The 17,553-nt window shown below is 72.3% G+C and carries 19 protein-coding genes; 12 read left to right on the top strand and 7 right to left on the bottom strand.

The features are described from left to right. Positions 1 to 144 precede the first annotated feature (144 nt). Positions 145 to 1,077 (top strand): DUF2567 domain-containing protein, encoded by a 933-nt coding sequence (locus tag AB0K00_RS08630; RefSeq protein ID WP_363517472.1) that lies wholly within the window; start codon positions 145 to 147, stop codon positions 1,075 to 1,077. A gap of 108 nt (positions 1,078 to 1,185) precedes the next feature. Here AB0K00_RS08630 and AB0K00_RS08625 read toward each other — a convergent pair whose 3' ends face one another. Both AB0K00_RS08625 and AB0K00_RS08620 read right to left on the bottom strand, forming a co-directional pair. Next, complete coding sequence (locus AB0K00_RS08625; protein WP_363517470.1) at positions 1,186 to 1,926, bottom strand: LON peptidase substrate-binding domain-containing protein; 741 nt, start codon at positions 1,924 to 1,926, stop codon at positions 1,186 to 1,188. A gap of 46 nt (positions 1,927 to 1,972) precedes the next feature. After that, positions 1,973 to 3,079 carry an epoxide hydrolase gene (locus tag AB0K00_RS08620; RefSeq protein ID WP_363517656.1) on the bottom strand — a complete coding sequence of 369 codons (1,107 nt, stop codon included), beginning with the start codon at positions 3,077 to 3,079 and terminating at the stop codon, positions 1,973 to 1,975. Positions 3,080 to 3,174: 95 nt separating this feature from the next. On the opposite strand from AB0K00_RS08620, the gene AB0K00_RS08615 reads away from it, so the two are divergent. The 9 genes from AB0K00_RS08615 (at position 3,175) to hisF (ending at position 9,530) form a co-directional block, all read left to right on the top strand. Then, positions 3,175 to 3,831 carry a helix-turn-helix domain-containing protein gene (locus AB0K00_RS08615; protein WP_363517467.1) on the top strand — a complete coding sequence of 219 codons (657 nt, stop codon included), beginning with the start codon at positions 3,175 to 3,177 and terminating at the stop codon, positions 3,829 to 3,831. A 30-nt stretch (positions 3,832 to 3,861) separates the two neighbouring features. Then, a complete protein-coding gene (gene hisD, locus AB0K00_RS08610; RefSeq protein ID WP_363517464.1) occupies positions 3,862 to 5,154 on the top strand; it encodes a histidinol dehydrogenase in 1,293 nt (430 codons plus the stop codon). Positions 5,155 to 5,162: 8 nt separating this feature from the next. Next, positions 5,163 to 6,239, top strand: coding sequence for a histidinol-phosphate transaminase (locus AB0K00_RS08605; protein WP_363517653.1), 1,077 nt, complete (start codon positions 5,163 to 5,165; stop codon positions 6,237 to 6,239). Further along, entirely contained in the window at positions 6,236 to 6,850 is a 615-nt protein-coding gene (gene hisB / locus AB0K00_RS08600; protein ID WP_344503944.1) for an imidazoleglycerol-phosphate dehydratase HisB, read from the top strand. The genes AB0K00_RS08605 and hisB overlap by 4 nt, the downstream gene beginning before the upstream one ends. Continuing rightward, entirely contained in the window at positions 6,847 to 6,990 is a 144-nt protein-coding gene (locus tag AB0K00_RS08595; RefSeq protein WP_363517461.1) for a hypothetical protein, read from the top strand. Before hisB ends, AB0K00_RS08595 begins: the two co-directional genes overlap by 4 nt. Positions 6,991 to 7,001: 11 nt before the next feature. Further along, positions 7,002 to 7,625 carry an imidazole glycerol phosphate synthase subunit HisH gene (gene hisH / locus AB0K00_RS08590; RefSeq protein ID WP_363517459.1) on the top strand — a complete coding sequence of 208 codons (624 nt, stop codon included), beginning with the start codon at positions 7,002 to 7,004 and terminating at the stop codon, positions 7,623 to 7,625. Next, positions 7,618 to 7,932, top strand: a complete 315-nt coding sequence (locus AB0K00_RS08585; protein WP_363517456.1) for a hypothetical protein — start codon at positions 7,618 to 7,620, stop codon at positions 7,930 to 7,932. Before hisH ends, AB0K00_RS08585 begins: the two co-directional genes overlap by 8 nt. A 70-nt stretch (positions 7,933 to 8,002) precedes the next feature. After that, positions 8,003 to 8,731 carry a bifunctional 1-(5-phosphoribosyl)-5-((5-phosphoribosylamino)methylideneamino)imidazole-4-carboxamide isomerase/phosphoribosylanthranilate isomerase PriA gene (gene priA / locus AB0K00_RS08580; protein ID WP_363517454.1) on the top strand — a complete coding sequence of 243 codons (729 nt, stop codon included), beginning with the start codon at positions 8,003 to 8,005 and terminating at the stop codon, positions 8,729 to 8,731. Between the two features lie 37 nt (positions 8,732 to 8,768). Next, entirely contained in the window at positions 8,769 to 9,530 is a 762-nt protein-coding gene (hisF, locus tag AB0K00_RS08575; protein ID WP_363517452.1) for an imidazole glycerol phosphate synthase subunit HisF, read from the top strand. A 447-nt stretch (positions 9,531 to 9,977) separates the two neighbouring features. On the opposite strand, the gene AB0K00_RS08570 is transcribed toward hisF, so the two are convergent. Both AB0K00_RS08570 and AB0K00_RS08565 read right to left on the bottom strand, forming a co-directional pair. Further along, positions 9,978 to 10,466, bottom strand: coding sequence for a hypothetical protein (locus tag AB0K00_RS08570; protein WP_363517449.1), 489 nt, complete (start codon positions 10,464 to 10,466; stop codon positions 9,978 to 9,980). Positions 10,467 to 10,554: 88 nt separating this feature from the next. Beyond that, complete coding sequence (locus AB0K00_RS08565; protein ID WP_363517447.1) at positions 10,555 to 11,481, bottom strand: LysR family transcriptional regulator; 927 nt, start codon at positions 11,479 to 11,481, stop codon at positions 10,555 to 10,557. 72 nt (positions 11,482 to 11,553) lie between these two features. On the opposite strand from AB0K00_RS08565, the gene AB0K00_RS08560 reads away from it, so the two are divergent. After that, on the top strand, positions 11,554 to 12,474 hold the full coding sequence (locus AB0K00_RS08560; protein ID WP_363517445.1) for an EamA family transporter: 921 nt from the start codon (positions 11,554 to 11,556) through the stop codon (positions 12,472 to 12,474). Here the strand turns inward: AB0K00_RS08560 and AB0K00_RS08555 are convergent. Continuing rightward, positions 12,401 to 13,057 carry a hypothetical protein gene (locus AB0K00_RS08555; protein WP_363517443.1) on the bottom strand — a complete coding sequence of 219 codons (657 nt, stop codon included), beginning with the start codon at positions 13,055 to 13,057 and terminating at the stop codon, positions 12,401 to 12,403. The two genes, AB0K00_RS08560 and AB0K00_RS08555, sit on opposite strands and share 74 nt — an antisense overlap. 58 nt (positions 13,058 to 13,115) lie before the next feature. Here AB0K00_RS08555 and AB0K00_RS08550 point away from each other — a divergent pair, with 58 nt between their 5' ends. Next, positions 13,116 to 14,579 carry a PLP-dependent aminotransferase family protein gene (locus AB0K00_RS08550; RefSeq protein ID WP_363517441.1) on the top strand — a complete coding sequence of 488 codons (1,464 nt, stop codon included), beginning with the start codon at positions 13,116 to 13,118 and terminating at the stop codon, positions 14,577 to 14,579. A gap of 322 nt (positions 14,580 to 14,901) precedes the next feature. Here the strand turns inward: AB0K00_RS08550 and AB0K00_RS08545 are convergent, their stop codons facing one another. Both AB0K00_RS08545 and AB0K00_RS08540 read right to left on the bottom strand, forming a co-directional pair. Next, positions 14,902 to 16,737: a long-chain fatty acid--CoA ligase gene (locus tag AB0K00_RS08545; protein WP_363517439.1), complete on the bottom strand. Its 1,836-nt coding sequence runs from the start codon at positions 16,735 to 16,737 to the stop codon at positions 14,902 to 14,904. A gap of 171 nt (positions 16,738 to 16,908) precedes the next feature. Then, positions 16,909 to 17,532, bottom strand: a complete 624-nt coding sequence (locus tag AB0K00_RS08540; RefSeq protein WP_363517437.1) for a TIGR03085 family metal-binding protein — start codon at positions 17,530 to 17,532, stop codon at positions 16,909 to 16,911. Positions 17,533 to 17,553: the final 21 nt, after the last annotated feature.

Raw genomic sequence — 17,553 nt, 5'->3', positions numbered from 1 at the left:
GTCGGGCTTCTCGTCGGGTGGGGTGGACGGGGCGCTGGGCGGGTTGCCGGTTTCGGTGGTCGGCGCGGGCGGTGCGGGCCTGCGGGTGGTGGGCGGCGGCGGCACGGGTCGGGGCACGGCCGCAGCGCCTGGCAGGATGGAATGGTGAGCATCGCCCCGATCGAGCCGATCGACCAGCCGGAGCTGCCCAAGCCGTCGCCGCCGCGGCGACGGTCACTTGGCATGGAGGTGCTGTTCGGCTTGATCGCCGCCGCGGTCGTGACCGTGCTCGGCGCGCCGGTCGGCCTGCTCTGGACCTGGATCGCCCCGAAGGTCGAGCTGGTCCAGACGCAATATGGCCCCTATCCGATCGAGGGTGAGCCCGAGGGCTACTTCGCCGACGACGGCTGGTTCATGATCATCGGCGCGGCGGCCGGGATCCTGATCGCGATCGTCGCCTGGATCGTCCTGCGCCGCTACCGGGGGCCGATCGTCCTCGCCGGTCTCGTCATCGGCTCCGCGGCCGGGGCGGCCCTCGCCGCCTGGCTCGGCAACAAGCTCGGCTACGCGCACTACCTCGACCTGGCCGAGCACGCCCCGGTCGACACCCACATCTTCCGCCCGGCGAAGGTCCGCGCCGGCGACTCGGGGCTGCTGTATGGCTTCATCCCGTGGGTGCAGGGTTCGCTGCTCATCCAGGCCGTCTTCGCCGCCGTCGTCTACACGGGGCTGGCCGGCTTCCACGCCTCGCCGACCCTGACCTACGACCTGGACCCCACGCCACTGCCCGACGACCACGCCTACCACCCCGCGTATGCCGGCTACCCATACGGTGACCCGAACCAGCCGCCGCCCGCCTACGGCCAGCCCGGCTATGACCAGCCCGGCTACGGTCCCTGGTCCGAGGTTGGCCCGCCGGTGAACGGACAGCCGTATGAGCAACCGGCGCCCGGCCGGGTCGACCTGCACAAGCCCGCCTCCGAAGCGCCCACGCCTGACGGCGACGCCACCGGCGGGGTCGCGCGCCCGGAGCCCGGTTCGGCTGGGCCGGCCCATCCGGCATCGGACCCGGCTCGCGGGGAGTGGCAGGCTCCGTGACGCCGTACACCCGCCGCTCGGGGTGGCATAGCGCCTGATCGCCGCCCCGCTTGCCCCGTCATGGCTGCTTGATCCGCCACGACGGGAGGTCGGGGAGTGGCGCGGGCGTCAGTTCGGGCTGGAGGGCACGGCGAGGTCCGACAGGGCGACCGGCACCGCGCGCACCTGCCCGAGCAGCGCCGCCTCGCGGCGCAGCAGGGCGCGTTCGGCCTTCAGGCGGCTGATCGTGTCGGGCTCGGCGAGCAGCGACTGCCGGTCTTCGAGGGTCAGCGACGCGGTCGCCGCGACCAGGTTCGACAGCACCGTCGGGTCGTCGGGGAGCTGCTCGCCGTCGCCGTCGTCGTCGCTGCGGATCGCCTTCAGGTACTGCTGGAACGCCGCGAGCACGCCCGCCGCCAGCTCCTCCTCGCGGTCAGGTTCGCCCTTCGGCTCGGGGAGCCACTCGACCTCGCCGGTCAGGTACGGAGCGTCGTTGCGGGCGAGGGCCAGCAGCCGGAAGCGGCGCCGGCCGACGGTCATGAGGTCGAAGCGGCCGTCGGGGAGCTCGGTCAGCTGGCGGATCTCGGCGGCGCAGCCGACCTCGTACAGCGACAGGGACTCGCCGGCGGTGATCGACGCGTCGGTCGTCTCGCCCTGCTCGCCTTCGACGCGGCCGACCTCCCAGCCGCGGCGGATCGCGATCACGCCGAACTCGCGCGGCAGGCTGGCGGGCAGCTCGGCGAGGTGCTGCACGAGCGTGCGGTAGCGGGGCTCGAACACGTGCAGGGGCAGGACCAGCCCCGGGAACAGCACGGTGCCGAGAGGGAACAGCGGCAGGAGGGTCCGCTCGGGTTCGTTCGCTTCCTCCACGGGGCGAAGCCTAGCCGAGCGGACCCGGTTTGCCGTACGGCGCCGTTCACTTCAAGCTGGCGAAGAATTCGCGGATGTCGTTGACGAGCAGATCCGTCGCCTCGTGCGCGGCGTAGTGGCCGCCGGCGTCGCGGCCTCCGGGGCTCGGGCGGCCCGGGTCGTACGAGTGCCAGCTCACGATGTGGGCGTGATCGCGCTCGGCGAACGGGCGGATGGACTGGAAGTCGCCGGCGAACATGGCCAGGCCGGTCGGCACGGTGGTGGGCCCGCTGGGCGCCTCCTCGGCGTGCGCGTCCTCGTAGTAGAAGCGCATCGCGGACGCGGCGGTGCCGGTGAACCAGTAGACGGCGACGTTGGCGAGGATGAAGTCGGCGTCGAGGCTGGCGCCGAACAGCTGCGCGTTCCAGGCGAGCAGGCCGACGGGTGAGTCGGCGAGTGCGAACGCGAGGGTCTGCGGCTGCTGGCTGTGCAGGGTGTTGAACGACATGAGGTTGTCGTAGAACCACTGGAGTTTCGCCAGGGCGGCGTGGCCGGTCTCGTCGAGGGCGGCGAACTCGGCCGGGTCGCCGCTGGGGAACGAGAACAGCTGCGTGACGTGCACGCCGATCACCCGGTCGGGTGCGTTGCGGCCCTGCTCGGGCGCGATCATCGAGCCGGCGTCGTTGCCGACGGCGCCGAAGCGGTCGTAGCCGAGGCGGCGCATCAGCTCGTTCCAGGCGCGGGCGGTGCGGTGCCGGTTCCAGCCGCGGCTGCGGGTCGGGCCGGAGAAGCCGAAGCCCGGCAGTGACGGGATGACCAGGTGGAAGTCCCGCGACAAGGGCTCGATGACGTCGAGGTACTCGATGATCGAGCCGGGCCAGCCGTGGGTGAGGATCAGCGGCACGGCGTCCTCGCGGGGGGAGCGGACGTGCAGGAAGTGGATGTCCTCGCCGTCGATCTCGGTGACGAACTGCGGGTGCCGGTTGATCCGCGCCTCGACGGCCCGCCAGTCGAACCGCTCCAGCCAGTGCTCGGCGAGGGCGCGGATCCGGTCGGCCGGCACGCCGTAGCTGTCGCCGACGCCGGGCAGTTCGTTGGGCCACAGCGCCCTGCGGAGCCGGGCGTGCAGGTCGTCGATCGCGGTCTGCGGGACGTCCACGGTGTACGAGCGGATCACGGTGTCCTCCGGGTCTAGAACGGAATGCTTCGTTCCGTTACGACGATAGCAGACCGGAACGATCCGTTCCAGCGTTGGGGTACAGTGGCGGCATGTCGACGAACCTGTCCGGCCGGCGTGTGCAGGCGGCCCGCAACGACGGTGTGATCCTGTCCGCCGCGCGCGACGTGTTCCTGGAAGACCCGAAGGCGCCGATCGCCGCCGTGGCGGAGCGGGCCGGGGTCGGGATCAGCGCCCTGTACCGGCGGTACAAGGGCAAGGACGACCTGCTGCGCACGCTGTGCCACGACGGCCTGCGGACCTTCATCGCCGAGGCGGAACGGGCCGCGGAGGAACCCGACGGGTGGGCGGCCCTGGTCCGTTTCCTCGGCGGCGTCGTCGAGGCGGACGTGCACTCCCTGACCGTGCACCTGGCGGGGACCTTCACCCCGACGCCGGAGATGAGCGCCGACGCCGTGCGGGCCGGCGCCCTCGCGGGTGATCTCGTCGCCAGGGCGCACGACGACGGGGGACTGCGCCCGGACGTCGTGGTGGCGGACGTCACGCTGATCCTCGAGGCGTGCGCCGCGATCCGCGTGCCGGACCGCGACCGCACCGTCGAACTGCGCCGCCGCCACCTGGCCCTGCTGCTGGACGGGATGCGGCGCGGGGACGCCACCGGGCTGCCCGGACCGCCACCGGACGCGGCCGAGCTGAACTGGCGCTGGGCACAATCCCGACAGCCCGCACAGCGGGACGCGGCGGAATAATTGTCGGCGGTTCCGCCTAGACTCCCAAGGGTGCTGAACCGGATCGACCTGCGCGGCTCCACCACGGATCCGCGCCGTCTGCTGCCCCGCGCCGCCATGGATGTCTCCGTCGCCACCGAGCAGGTGCGCCCGATCGTCGAGGCGATCCGCGAGCATGGCGCGAGCGCGGTCCGCGACGCCACCCGGCGGCTCGACGGGGTGGAGCTGACCGACCTGCGGGTGCCCGCCGACGCGATCGCCGCGGCCGAGGCCGGCCTCGACCCCGCGGTCCGCGCCGCGCTGCTGGAGTCCATCAAACGGGCCCGCAAGGTCCACGGCGACCAGCGGCGCACCGAGGTCACGACGCTGCTGAGCACCAGCGGCACGGTCACCCAGCGGTGGGTCCCGGTCCGCCGGGTCGGGCTCTATGTGCCGGGCGGCCTCGCCGTCTACCCGTCAAGCGTGATCATGAACGTGGTGCCGGCCCAGGTCGCGGGCGTGCCGTCGATCGCCGTCACCAGCCCGCCGCAGAAGGGCACCGGCCTGCCCAACGTCAACATCCTGGCCGCGTGCGCGCTGCTCGGCATCGACGAGGTCTATGCCGTCGGCGGCGCCCAGGCGATCGCGATGTTCGGCTACGGGGACCAGGAGAGCTGCGAACCGGTCGACATGATCACCGGCCCGGGCAACATCTGGGTCACCGCCGCGAAGCGCATGCTGCGCGGCGTCGTCGGCATCGACGCCGAGGCCGGGCCGACCGAGATCGCGATCCTCGCCGACGACACCGCCGACCCGCGGCACGTCGCCGCCGACCTGATCAGCCAGGCCGAGCACGACCCCTTGGCGGCGAGCGTGCTGGTCACGCCGTCGCTGGACCTCGTCGAGGCGGTCGAGCAGGAGATTGCCCGGCAGGTCGCGGCGACCAAGCACCTGCAGCGGGTCACGGAGGCGCTGACCGGCGTCCAGTCGGCGACCGTGATCGTCGACGACCTCGAGCAGGGCCTGCGGGTCGTCGACGCCTACGGCGCGGAGCACCTGGAGATCCAGACCCGTGACGCGCGGGCCGTCGCCGAGCGCGTCTGGAATGCGGGCGCCGTCTTCGTCGGGGCCTGGTCGCCGGTGTCGCTCGGTGACTACTGCGCCGGCTCCAACCACGTGCTGCCGACCGGCGGCTGCGCCCGGCACTCCTCGGGGCTGTCGACGCAGACGTTCCTGCGCGGCGTGCAGCTCATCGAGTATGGGCGCGACGCCCTGGCCGAGGTCGCCGACCACGTGGTCGCCCTGTCCGAGGCCGAGGACCTGCCGGCGCACGGCGCCGCCGTGAAGGTGAGGTTCGCCCAGTGACCAGACCGGTGACGACCCTTGACGACCTGCCGCTGCGCGACGAGCTGCGCGGGCTGACGCCCTACGGCGCGCCGCAGCTCGACGTGGCCGTGCGGCTCAACACCAATGAGAACTCCTATCCGCTGCCCGAAGAGGCCGTCGCGGAGATGGAGAAGGCGCTCTCCGCGGTCCTGCGCGACCTCAACCGCTATCCGGACCGCGACGCCGTCGCGCTGCGCACCGACCTCGCCGCCTATCTCCGGCACGGGCTGACCTGGCGCAACGTGTGGGCGGCCAACGGCTCCAACGAGATCCAGCAGCAGCTGCTGCAGACGTTCGGCGGGCCCGGCCGCACCGCGCTCGGCTTCACCCCGTCGTATTCGATGCACCCGCTGCTCGCCGCGGGCACCGGCACCGCGTGGGTCGACGGGCGGCGCGACGCCGACTTCGCGCTGACCGCCGAGCACGCCGTCGCGAAGGTCCGCGAGCACCGGCCCGACGTGGTCATCCTCTGCTCGCCCAACAACCCGACCGGCACGGCGCTGCCCCTGGACGTGGTGCGGGCCGTCGCGGACGCCGCCGACGGCATGGTGATCGTCGACGAGGCCTACGCCGAGTTCGCCCGCCCCGGCACGCCGTTCGCGCTCTCGCTCATCGAGCAGTTCCCGCGGCTCGTCGTGACCCGCACGATGAGCAAGGCGTTTGCGCTCGCCGGCGGGCGGGTCGGCTATCTCGCCGCCGGTCCCGCCGTCGTCGACGCGGTCCAACTGGTGCGGCTGCCCTATCACCTGTCCGCGCTCACCCAGGCCGCCGCGCGGGCCGCGCTCGCGCACACCGCCGCGCTGCTGTCGACCGTCGACGCGGTCAAGGCCCAGCGCGACCGGATCGTGGCGACGCTGCGCGGCTGGGGGCTGCGGGTCGCCGACAGCGACGCCAACTTCGTGCTGTTCGGCGCGCCCCGCGACGACAGCAAGGGGATCTGGCAGGCGCTGCTGGACCGCGGCGTGCTGATCCGCGACGTCGGCGTCCCCGGATGGCTGCGGGTCACCGCCGGCACGCCCGAGGAGACCGACGCTTTCCTGACCGCACTGGAGGAGTTGCTGTGAGTCGCACCGCCAAGATCGAGCGGGTCACCAAGGAGACCAAGGTGTCCGTGGAGCTCGACCTCGACGGCACCGGGGTCGGTGAGATCTCCACCGGCGTGGGCTTCTACGACCACATGCTCAACCAGATCGCCAAGCACGGCGGGTTCGACCTGCGGGTGCACACCGTCGGCGACCTCGAGATCGACGCGCACCACACGGTCGAGGACACCGCGCTGGCGCTCGGCGCCGCGTTCGCCGAGGCGCTCGGCGACAAGGCCGGTGTCACCCGGTATGGCAACGCCCAGGTCCCGCTCGACGAGGTGCTCGCCTCCGCCGTCGTCGACCTGTCCGGCCGGCCCTACATGGTGCACGACGAGCCGGCGAACATCGCCCCGCACATCGGCGGCAACTACCCGACCAGCCTGACCCGCCACATCTGGGAGTCCTTCGCCCACTCGGCCCGGGTGACGCTGCATGTCAGCATCCTGCGCGCCGGCCGGCACGGCGCCCAGCCCGACGCGCACCACATCGTCGAGGCGCAGTTCAAGGCGGTCGCCCGGGCGCTGCGCCAGGCGTGCGCGCTCGACCCCCGCAACGCCGGCGTGGTGCCCAGCACCAAGGGCGCGCTGTGAGCATCGTGCTGCTCGGCCTCGCCGGGTTGCTGGTCGGTGGCGCCATCACGCTGCGGCAGCAGAGCACGTCCAAGGTCCCGTTCGTGATCACGCTGCTGCTCGCCGCCGTGTCCGCGGCCGGCGGCCTGCTCTGGCTGTAAAGGGGGACGGCATGAAGAAGGTGGTCATCCTCGACTACGGCTCGGGCAACCTGCGCTCCGCCGAACGGGCCGTCGCCAGGGTCGGCGCCGACGTCGAGGTCACGTCCGACCTCGGCAAGGCGGCCCGCGCCGACGGGCTCGTCGTGCCCGGCGTCGGCGCCTATGCGGCCTGCATGGCCGGCATCGACGAGCTCGGCGCCGGCCCGACGATCGCCGAGCGGGTCCGGGTCGGCGCGCCGGTCCTCGGCATCTGCGTCGGCATGCAGGTCCTCTTCGAGGAGGGCGAGGAGCACGGCGTTGTCACCAAGGGCCTCGGCCTCGCCCCCGGCGCCGTCACCGTCCTGCACGCCCCGGTCGTGCCGCACATGGGCTGGAACACGGTGGACTGGCCCGCGGACACGGTCCTCGGCGCCGGGCTGCCCGCCGACACCCGCTTCTATTTCGTGCACTCCTACGCGCCGACCCCCGTCGACGCCCAGCGGGCCGCGGGCATCAGCGTCGCGACCACGGTGCACGGCGAGCCGTTCGTCGCGGCGTTCGAGTCCGAGGTGCTGCGCGCCACCCAGTTCCACCCGGAGAAGTCCGGCGACGCGGGCGCGACGCTGCTGGCCAACTGGCTCGGCAGCCTTGTCTAAGGAACGTGCCCGGCGACGGGCGGTGCTGGAGGCCGAGCGGGCCGAGCGCCTGCTCAAGGCCGAGCGGCGCCGCCAGCGGCGGATCGCGGTCCGGCGGCTGGTGCCGAAGGTCAAGGTCGGCCGGACCGGTAAGCTCTTCGCACGTCGTTCCCGGGGGCAGCGCTCCGTCATCGTCCTGCTCGTCCTGCTGGCACTCACGCTGATCTGGCTGCTCGTCGAATCTGTCGCGGCACGCATCGGCCTCAGCGCCCTCGTCGTCGTCGCCACCCCGGCGCTCACCGTGCTCGTCCTCGACCGCCGACTCTGACCTGCTGACACAGACCTGCCGACTCTGACCTGCCGACTCTGACCGTCGAACTGACCGAAGGATCTGAACCATGGCCCTGCAGCTCCTGCCCGCCGTCGACGTCGCCGACGGCCAGGCGGTCCGTCTCGTTCAGGGCGCCGCCGGCAGCGAAACCACGTATGGTGACCCGCTCGAGGCCGCCCTGGCCTGGCAGCGGCAGGGTGCCGAGTGGATCCACCTCGTCGACCTCGACGCCGCGTTCGGCCGGGGCTCCAACGCCGAGCTGCTCGCCGACGTCGTGCGCCGCCTGGACGTGCAGGTCGAGCTCTCCGGCGGCATCCGTGACGAGGCGTCGCTGCGCGCGGCGCTGTCGACCGGTGCGACCCGGGTCAACCTCGGCACCGCCGCCCTGGAAAACCCGGAGTGGTGCGACCACGTCTGCGCCACGTACGGCGACCAGGTCGCGGTCGGTCTCGACGTGCGCGGCCACCAGCTCGCCGCCCGCGGCTGGACCAAGGAGGGCGGCGACCTGTTCGAGGTGCTCGACCGGCTCGAGCGGGCCGGCTGCGCCCGCTACGTCGTCACCGACGTCATGCGCGACGGCACCCTCACCGGCCCCAACCTGACCCTCCTGCTGGAGGTCACCGGCCGCACCAAGAAGCCGGTCATCGCCAGTGGCGGCGTCTCCAAGCTCGACGACCTGCGCCAGCTCGCCGCCCTCGAACCCGCCGGCGTCGAAGGCGTCATCGTCGGCAAGGCCCTGTACGCGGGTGCCTTCGACGTGACCGAGGCCCTCCAGGTCCTGCAGGAGGCTGTGTGAGCGCGGTCCGGAGCACAGCGACAGCGGAGGCGGCGGCATGAGTGTCGCGGTGCGGGTCATTCCGTGTCTTGACGTCGACGCGGGCCGGGTGGTCAAGGGGGTCAACTTCGTCAACCTCCGCGACGCCGGTGACCCGGTCGAGCTCGGCGCCGCGTACGACGCCGCGGGCGCCGACGAACTGGTCTTCCTCGACGTGACCGCGTCGTCCGACGGCCGGTCCACCATGCTCGACGTGGTCCGTCGCACCGCCGAGACCGTGTTCATCCCGCTCACCGTCGGCGGCGGCGTCCGGGCCGTGTCCGACGTCGACACGCTGCTGCGCGCCGGCGCGGACAAGGTCGGCGTCAACACCGCCGCGATCGCCCGGCCGGAGCTGATCGCCGAGATCGCCGAACGCTTCGGCAACCAGGTCCTGACGCTGTCCCTCGACGTCCGCCGCGCCGCCGGGCAGCCCAGCGGCTTCGAGGTGACGACCCACGGCGGCCGGCGTGGCGCGGGGCTCGACGCCGTCGAGTGGGCCGCCCGGGTCGCCGAGCTCGGCGCGGGCGAGATCCTGCTCAACTCGATGGACGCCGACGGCACCAAGGACGGCTTCGACCTGGAGCTCATCACCGCCGTCCGCGCGGTCGTGACGATCCCGGTTATCGCCAGCGGCGGTGCGGGGGCGCTGGAGCATTTCGCGCCGGCGGTTGCGTCCGGCGCCGACGCGGTGCTCGCGGCCAGCGTCTTCCATTTCGGTGACCTGTCGATCGGCGACGTGAAGGCGTCACTGCGCGAGGCCGGCCACCCCGTTCGCTGACCGGGCTGCCGCCTCGGACGGCACCGCACCCGGCGTCTCGGCCAGCGGCCTGGATAGCGCCGCGACCGGCGGCCTGGATAGCGCCGCGACCGGTGTCTCGGCCAGCGGACCGGATCGTGTCGCGACCGGCGGTCCGAACCGCGCCGCGCCGCGACGGGCGGACCGGACCAGATCGCGCCGCGACCGGCGGTCCGGATCGCGCCGCGCCGCGACCGGCGGACCGGGCTGGATCGCACCGCGCCGTGCCGTGCCGCGACCGGCGGCCTGTGGAGCGGTGGACGGGATCGAAGGGCAGCTTCGGGGTGCCCTTTTCGCAGGCGCCGTCGCCTCCGCGTTGCGTGGACAGCGGCGACCTGGACGTGCGCGCGACCCGCGGGCGGGCATTTCGCCCGGTTCGCGGGCTGTTCCGAGTAGCCGGAGCTCGGAGCAGCCCGCGCCCGGAGACAGCTAGTCGCCGCGTTTGCCGGTGGTGACGGCGATCCCGACGATCCAGCCGACGAACAGGCCGTAGCCGGCGGCGGCCGCGGCGGCGGCGAACGCGCTCAGCAGGGTCGGGTGGGCGGTGATGAAGTCGGTGGCGAAGGCGGCGAGTGCCGCGCCGAAGATCAGGGCCGCCCAGCCGAGGATGAACGCGCCGCCGCCGGTGACGATGGAGCGGCCGGCCACCGCCAGGATCAGGGCCGTGAACAGGACCAGCAGGAGGGCCTTGAGGTCGTTGGCGAGCAGTTCGCGGGCGGCGTTGCCGGAGTCGTCGCGGGGGACGAGCCACCAGCGTGGCCAGGTGAGCAGCTTGAGGAACCAGCCCCACACCGTGTTCGTGTTCGCGTGGCGGTCTGCCCATTCTGAGAAGATCTGGTTGCCGAAGATCAGGACCAGGAGCAGCGTCGCCAGGACGCCTGCGCCGGTGGCTGTGCGGGTGCGTCCGAAGATGGCCATGACATCAATGTAAGGGGCGCCGGCGAAACGCGCAGAAATGAATCGAGTGAGTGAACGATCATCCGGTGGAACCGGTGCTGAGCTGCGGTTATACGACGTGAATGGACAGGTCGCCGGCCCAGTGGTCGCGGTGTGACCAGGCCTCGCGCAGGGCGGTCACGGTCGCGCCGATCGCGGGGCGGCCGCCGGACGCGGCGCGCCAGGCGACGCTGACGCGGCGGGCCGCCTCGGGGGTGATCGGGCGGGCCACGACGCCCGGCGGGAGGGTGCTGCGGGCCAGCCGAGGGACGAAGGCGACGCCGAGACGTTCGGCCACGAACGTCAGCTGGGTCTCGAACTCGTTGACCAGGATCGTCGCGCGGACGCCGGGCAGCATCCGCTGCAGCCACTCGTGGCAGACGGTGCCGGGCTTCGAGGCGATCCACCGCTCGCCGCGCAACGCGTCCAGCTCGACGGCGCCGGTGGCCGCGGCCAGGGGATGGTCCACCGGCAGGATCAGGTCGCCGACGTCGAGGCCGAGCTCGAGGCTGGCCACCCCGGCCGGATACGTGGCGGGCATGTCGAGCCATTCGTCGATGACGGCCACATCGATGGTGCCGCGCAGGATGCCGTCGAAGCCGGCCTCCCGGTCGCTCTCCTGCAGGGTCGGCTCCAGCAGCGGATGGTCGACGGCGAGGCTGCGCAGCGTGTGCGGCAGCAGCCCACGGCACGCGGTCGGGAACGAGGCGATGCTCAGGTGCCCGGACACGGTCTCCTGGTGGGCGGCGAGGGCGGCCTCGGCCTCCTCGACGACGGCGAGGATCCGTCCGGCGTGCTCGACGAGGACCCGGCCGGCCTCGGTGAGCCGCAACCGGCGCCCGTCCTTCTCCACGAGAGTGCTCCTGGTCTCGCGTTCGAGCTTCGCGAGGTGCTGGGAGATCGCCGACGGGGTGCAGTGCAGGGCGCCGGCGGCCGCCGTGACCGTGCCGAACGTGGCCACGGCCCGCAGCGCCTGGAGCCGCGGCAGGTCAAGCATGAAGCGATGCTACAACGAAGTTGTAGAACCTTTCGATGGTGCTTCACGATGTACTGCGCCGACGATCGACGCATGAAGCATCGTGACGTCGCCCTGGCGATCCTCGTCTCGGCCATCTGGGGCGTGAACTTCGTGGTCATCCACGTGGGGCTGTCCAGCATGTCGCCGCTGCTGTTCTGCGCGCTGCGCTTCGGGGTGGCGGCGCTGCCCGCGGTGCTGCTGGTCGGCCGGCCGAAGGTGCCGTGGCGGTGGGTGATCGCGACCGGCGTGGCGCTCGGCGTGGTGAAGTTCTCGCTGCTGTTCGCCGGGATGGCGGCCGGACTGCCGTCGGGGCTGTCGGCGCTGGTCCTGCAGAGCCAGGCGGTCTTCACGCTGGTGTTCGCCGTGGTACTGCTGCGCGACCGGCCGGGCAAGCGGCGCGTCGCCGGGGTCGCCCTGTCCGGGGCGGGGATCGTGCTGATCGCCTCGCAGCTCGGACTGGACCGGCCGCTCGGCGCGTTCCTGCTGGTCGTCGCGGCCGGCGCGGCCTGGGGCCTGGCCAACATCGCGATGCGCAAGGCGAAGGCGACCGACATGCTCAACTTCATGGTGTGGGTGAGCGCGGTCGCGACCCCGCCCCTGGTGGTGCTGACCCTTGCCGTCGACGGGCCGGCCGCCGTCTGGCACACCGTGACCGGCCTGGACCTGACGGCCGTCGGCGCGATCGCGTACATCGCGTACCTCAGCACGCTGTTCGGCTTCGGCGTGTGGGGGCGGCTCATCGCCCGCTACGACGCGGGGACGGTGGCGCCGTTTGCCGCGCTGGCCCCGGTGTTCGCCATCGTGTCCTCGGCGCTGCTGCTCGGCGAGCGGATCCACTGGTACGACGCCGCCGGCGGCGCCGCCATCCTCGGCGGTGTGCTGCTCGGCGCGGTGCGCGTCAGGCCAGTGCGGGAGCCGCTGCCACCGGCGCAGGGTCCCGGACCGCGAACACCGGTAGGAACAGCTGCGTGAGCGGGCCGATGCCGAACGCGTACAGCACGGTCGCGACGCCGACGGTGCCGCCGAGCAGGAATCCCGCGGCGAGCACGGTCAGCTCGATCGAGGTGCGGGCCACCCGGATGGACAGCCAGCCGAAGCGCTGCGACAGTCCGGTCATGAGGCCGTCGCGCGGGCCGGGTCCCAGGCGCGCGCCGAGGTAGAGGCCGGTCGCGGCGGCGTTGAGCACCACACCGCCGACCATCAGCGCGCCGCGCAGCCACCACGCCTCGGCGTCGGGCACGACGCGCAGGGCGAGGTCGGCGGCGACGCCGATGACGACGACGTTGCTGATCGTGCCGAGCCCCGGCCGCTGGCGCAGCGGGATCCACAGCAGCAGCACGAGCGCGCCGACCGCGCAGACCACGGTGCCGAAGCTCAGCCCGGTATGTCGGGAGATCCCCTGCTGGAACACGTCCCACGGGTCCAGCCCCAGATGGGCCCGCACGAGGAGGGCGAGGCTCGCCCCGTACACCAGCAGACCGGCCTGCAACTGGACGAAGCGACGCCCGAAACGGTGACGCAGGGGAATGGGATTGGTCTTGCCTGGGGCGTCCATGCATGCCACCCTAAGGCCAATCCGTCACGTGCAAAGAGCCAATTGAGGAGGACTGGCCTTGTCAGCGATCGTCCGCGGCGCCCAACTGGCCCGCATGCTCAACGCCTGGCAGGTCGCCGTCGGCGTCCGCGGCCCCGCCGGCCGCCGCCCCGAATACGTGGTGCTCGCCAACGCCGTCCGTGGCCTGCTCATCGACGGCCGCCTGGCACTGGGCGTGCGGCTGCCCGCGGAGCGGGAGCTCGCCGCCGCGCTCGGCATCAGCCGGACCACGGTCACCGCCGCCTACCGTGAGCTGCGCGACAGCGGCCACCTCAGCAGCCGCCGCGGCGCCGGCAGCTGGACCGCGCTGCCCGCCGGCCACCGCGTCGGCACGTCCGGACTGTGGACGCCGAGCGACGACGCCGACCTCATCGACCTCGGCTGCGCCGCGATGCCCGCCCCCGCGGAGCTCGCCGAGGCCGCCACCGAGGCGGTCGCCGCCCTCGCCCCTTACACACTCGGCGCCGGATACCAGCCGATGGGCCTGCCGGTGCTGCGGGAGGCGATCGCACAGTGCTACACCGAGCGGGGCCTGCCGACCGACCCTGACCAGGTCATGGTCACCGGCGGCGTGCAGCAGGCCCTCGACCTGCTGCTACGCCTGCTCGTCGCGCCCGGGCAGCGGGCCCTGGTCGAGACACCCACGTATCCGAACGCGTTGAGCGCGTTCACCGCCAGCCGGGCCCGGATCAGCGCCTACGCGATCGGCCCCGACGGCTGGGAGGAGGACCTGCTGCTGTCGACGGTCCGGGCGGCGCAGGCGCGCGTCGCGTACCTCATCCCGGACTTCCACAACCCGACCGGCCACCTCATGCCGACGGCCCTGCGGGAGCGGCTGCCGTCCGCCGCGCACGCCGCCGGCACGGACCTGATCATCGACGAGTCGTTCGTCGACCTTGCCCTCGACGATGTCACGATGCCGCCGTCGGTGGCCGCGTTCGACCGCAGCGCGCGGGTCCTCACGATCGGCGGGATGAGCAAGCCGTACTGGGGTGGCCTGCGCATCGGCTGGGTGCGTGGCGCGGCGCCGCTGATCGCCCGGCTCGCCGCCGCCCGGGTCGGCGTCGACATGGCCTCGCCGGTGCTCGACCAGCTCGTCGCCGTGCAGCTGCTGCGCCGCCGGGAGGCGATCGTCGCCGCGCGTCGCCGGCAGCTCCTGGCCCGCCGGGACACGCTCGCCGCCGCGCTGCGTGCCGAGGTGCCGGACTGGCGGTTCGTGCTGCCGGGCGGTGGCATGGTGCTGTGGGTCGAGCTGGACGCGCCGGTGTCCAGTGCCCTCGCCCGGGCCGCGGAGGAGCTCGGGGTGCGGGTCGCGCCGGGGCCGAGGTTCGGTGCGGACGGGACGATGGAGCGGTTCCTGCGGCTGCCGTACACGCTGCCGGAAGCCGATCTGGTCGAGGCGGTCCGCCGCCTTGCCGCCGCCCGCGCGGACCTGGACCGCCCGCGCCGCCACGCCTGGTCGTCCCCGGTCGTCGTCGCCTGAGCCGACCAGTTGACCTTGGAGACTTTGACTGGTTATAGGCAGTCAAAGTCTCCAAGGTCAACTGGCTTCGGGGTGTTCGCGGCCGGCAGGTCGCGTCGCGGCCGGTCACGGCCGCGGGTTTGTCGCGGCCGGCAGGTCGCGGCGGCGCAACTGTGCGCGGAGGTGGCAGGGAAGGCCGTCAAGGCCTGACCGGTGGCTGACGGGAGCGGCGGTCGCGCCCACGACGGACCGGAGCCATGCGGTTTGGCGCTGCGTTTGGCGCTGAAAGCGTCATGGCCTCCGGGGTGGCGGATCCCGGAGGCCATGACACTGTGGGGTGTGATCAGAGTTCGGCGAGCGACCCCGCGTACATGCGGTCGATGTCCGATGCGAAGGACTTCTCGACCACGCGGCGCTTGACCTTGAGCGACGGTGTGAGCTCGCCGTCCTCGATGGAGAGGTCGCGGCTGAGGATGGTGAACTTCTTCACTGTCTCCCAGCGGTTGAGCTTGGCGTTGAGCTCCTTGACGTAGCCCTCGACGAGGGCGTGCGCCTCGGGTGAGGCGGCGATCTCGTCATAGGACCTGCCGGCGAGCGGGGTGCCGTCCGCCCAGCCCTTGATGGCGTCGGGGTCGAGGGTGACCAGCATCGTGACGTAGTTGCGGGCCTGGCCGACGACGACGCATTGGGAGGTGTACGGGCAGACCGACTTGAACAGTCCCTCGATGTGGCTCGGCGCGACGTACTTGCCGCCGGAGGTCTTGATCAGGTCCTTCTTGCGGTCGGTGATGCGCAGGTAGCCGTCGGCGTCGAACTCGCCGATGTCGCCGGTGCGGAACCAGCCGTCGTCGGTGAAGGAGGCGGCGGTCTCGTCGGGCAGGTTGTGGTAGCCGCGCATGATCGGGGTGCCCTTGAGCAGGATCTCGCCGTCGGTGTCGAGCTTGGCCTCGAGGTCGCCGAGGGCCTGCCCGACGGTGCCGATGCGGGGCGCGTCCTCCCGGTTGACGAACGAGCCGGCGGACGTCTCGGTCAGGCCGTAGCCCTCCAGGATCGGCAGGCCGGCGGCGAAGAAGAACTCGCCGATCTCCTTGGACAGCGGCGCGGAGCCGGACACCATGGCGCGCATCTTGCCGCCGAGGCGGGCGCGGAGCTTGCTGAAGACCAGCTTGTCGGCGATGCCGGCCTGGACCTTGAGCATGCCGCCGGGCTGGCGGCCGGCGAGGCGCTCCGCGGAGGCCTGCTTGCCGACCTTCACCGCCCAGGTGAAGATCTTCAACTTGGCGCCGCCGTCGGCCTGGGCGCCGGTGACGACCCGGTTGTAGACCTTCTCGAAGACGCGGGGCGCGGCGCACATGATCGTCGGCTGGATCTTGCCGAGGTTGTCGATGAGCTTGTCGACGCGGCCGTCGACGTAGGTGGGGAGCCCGACGTAGACGATCCCGCACAGCAGGGTCTTGCCGAACGAGTGTGACAGCGGCAGCCACAGGTATTGCAGGTCATCGGCGGTCAGCAGGCCCATGTCCATCTGGGTGTAGCCCTGCCAGACCCAGCCGAGGTGCATCAGCTCGACGCCCTTGGGACGGCCGGTCGTGCCGGAGGTGTAGATCAGGGTGGCGAGCTGGTCGCCCTGGATGCCGGCGACGATCCGCTCGATGAGCTCGGGGTCGTTGTCGATCGCGGCGCGCCCGGCCTCCTCCAGCTGGGCCAGGGACAGCGTCTTCTTCTGCTCGGCGCCGCTGGGGACGCCGTCGATGAGCACGATCGCGACCAGGTCGGGCAGGTCGGCGCCGTCGACCTTGGCGGCCTGGGCGGCGTTCTCGGCGAACAGCACCTTCGAGCCGGAGTCGGTGACGATGTAGACCGCGTCCTCGGGCTCGGTCGTCGGGTACACCGTGGTGGTGGCCGCGCCGGCGAGCATGATGCCCAGGTCGGCGAGGATCCAGTCGAGCCGGGTGTTGGCGAGGATGCCGACGCGGTCCTCGGGCTGCACGCCGAGGGTGGTGAGACCGGCCGCGATCGCGCGGGCCTGCGCGTCGACCTCGCGCCAGGTGAGCCAGACGGGGTCGCCCGCGTCGTCGGCGGCGGGCTTGCCGAACGCCCGCTTGTCCGGGGTCTCGGCCACGCGGTGCAGGAACATGTCCGGGATCGAGCGGTAGGGCAGTTCGAGCCGCTTGGTCATGTGGAAGGCCTCCGAGGCTGGCGTGGACGTAACGGTGACTGGCATCACGTCCCGTCGGTTACTGGAGGGTAAATGGTTGGTCGCGTTACCGGCTAGACCCGAAACCGAAACGTAGTGGAATGCTCAATCCCTTATCTGGAACCAGATTCAAGACCCAGCGGGTGTGCCGCGTCACAATCCGAGGCGGGCACCCTTGAGCTTGTCCGCGAGGGCGTCCGGACCCGTCACGGTGACGTCCGCTTCCGACTGCCTGCCGGTGAAGAACAGGAGCAGTTCCGACGGTTTCCCGTGTACGTGCAGCGCGTCGCCGCCCTTGCCGACGGTGAACGGTGTGCCGTGCTGCGGCTGGACCGTGATCGCGGCCGGGAAGCGGCGGGTCGACAGGCGCGCCGACTGTTTGACGCGGCCGGCGAGCGCCTGCTCGTAGGCGGCGTCGAGGGTGCGCGGGGTCCAGCCCGGCACGGCGCGGCGCACGTCCTCGTGGTGGACGAGGAACTCGGTGATGTTGACGGCCTCGTCGGCGAAGGTCGGGCGCACCCACAGGGCCGGCCTGCGGACCTTGTCGACCAGTGCCGCGTAGTCGCCCGCGGCCAGGCGGTCCTGGACCTTCTTCGTGTGATGCTTCACCGCCGTGATCAGGATGCCGGCGGCCGCGTCCGGGCGGCGCTCCCGCAGCACGAGGTGCGCGGCGAGGTCGCGGGTGGTCCAGCCGTCGCAGAGCGTCGGTGCGTCGGGACCGGCGGCGAGGAGGGTGTCGGCGAGCGCCAGGCGTTCGGCCCGGGCGAAGGAAGTCATGCACGTAACGCTAGCGGGGTT

The organism is Dactylosporangium sp. NPDC049525 (assembly GCF_040676755.1).
Classification (GTDB): Bacteria; Actinomycetota; Actinomycetes; order Mycobacteriales; family Micromonosporaceae; genus Dactylosporangium.
This window is presented reverse-complemented; position numbering and strand designations above follow the sequence as displayed.

Coding starts and splice junctions, on each gene's coding strand:
- AB0K00_RS08615 (WP_363517467.1), top strand. CDS start 3,175: ATGTCGACGAACCTGTCCGGCCGGCGTGTGCAGGCGGCCCGCAACGAC.
- hisH (WP_363517459.1), top strand. CDS start 7,002: ATGAAGAAGGTGGTCATCCTCGACTACGGCTCGGGCAACCTGCGCTCC.
- priA (WP_363517454.1), top strand. CDS start 8,003: ATGGCCCTGCAGCTCCTGCCCGCCGTCGACGTCGCCGACGGCCAGGCG.
- hisF (WP_363517452.1), top strand. CDS start 8,769: ATGAGTGTCGCGGTGCGGGTCATTCCGTGTCTTGACGTCGACGCGGGC.
- AB0K00_RS08570 (WP_363517449.1), bottom strand. CDS start 10,466: ATGGCCATCTTCGGACGCACCCGCACAGCCACCGGCGCAGGCGTCCTG.
- AB0K00_RS08565 (WP_363517447.1), bottom strand. CDS start 11,481: ATGCTTGACCTGCCGCGGCTCCAGGCGCTGCGGGCCGTGGCCACGTTC.
- AB0K00_RS08560 (WP_363517445.1), top strand. CDS start 11,554: ATGAAGCATCGTGACGTCGCCCTGGCGATCCTCGTCTCGGCCATCTGG.
- AB0K00_RS08555 (WP_363517443.1), bottom strand. CDS start 13,057: ATGGACGCCCCAGGCAAGACCAATCCCATTCCCCTGCGTCACCGTTTC.
- AB0K00_RS08545 (WP_363517439.1), bottom strand. CDS start 16,737: ATGACCAAGCGGCTCGAACTGCCCTACCGCTCGATCCCGGACATGTTC.
- AB0K00_RS08540 (WP_363517437.1), bottom strand. CDS start 17,532: ATGACTTCCTTCGCCCGGGCCGAACGCCTGGCGCTCGCCGACACCCTC.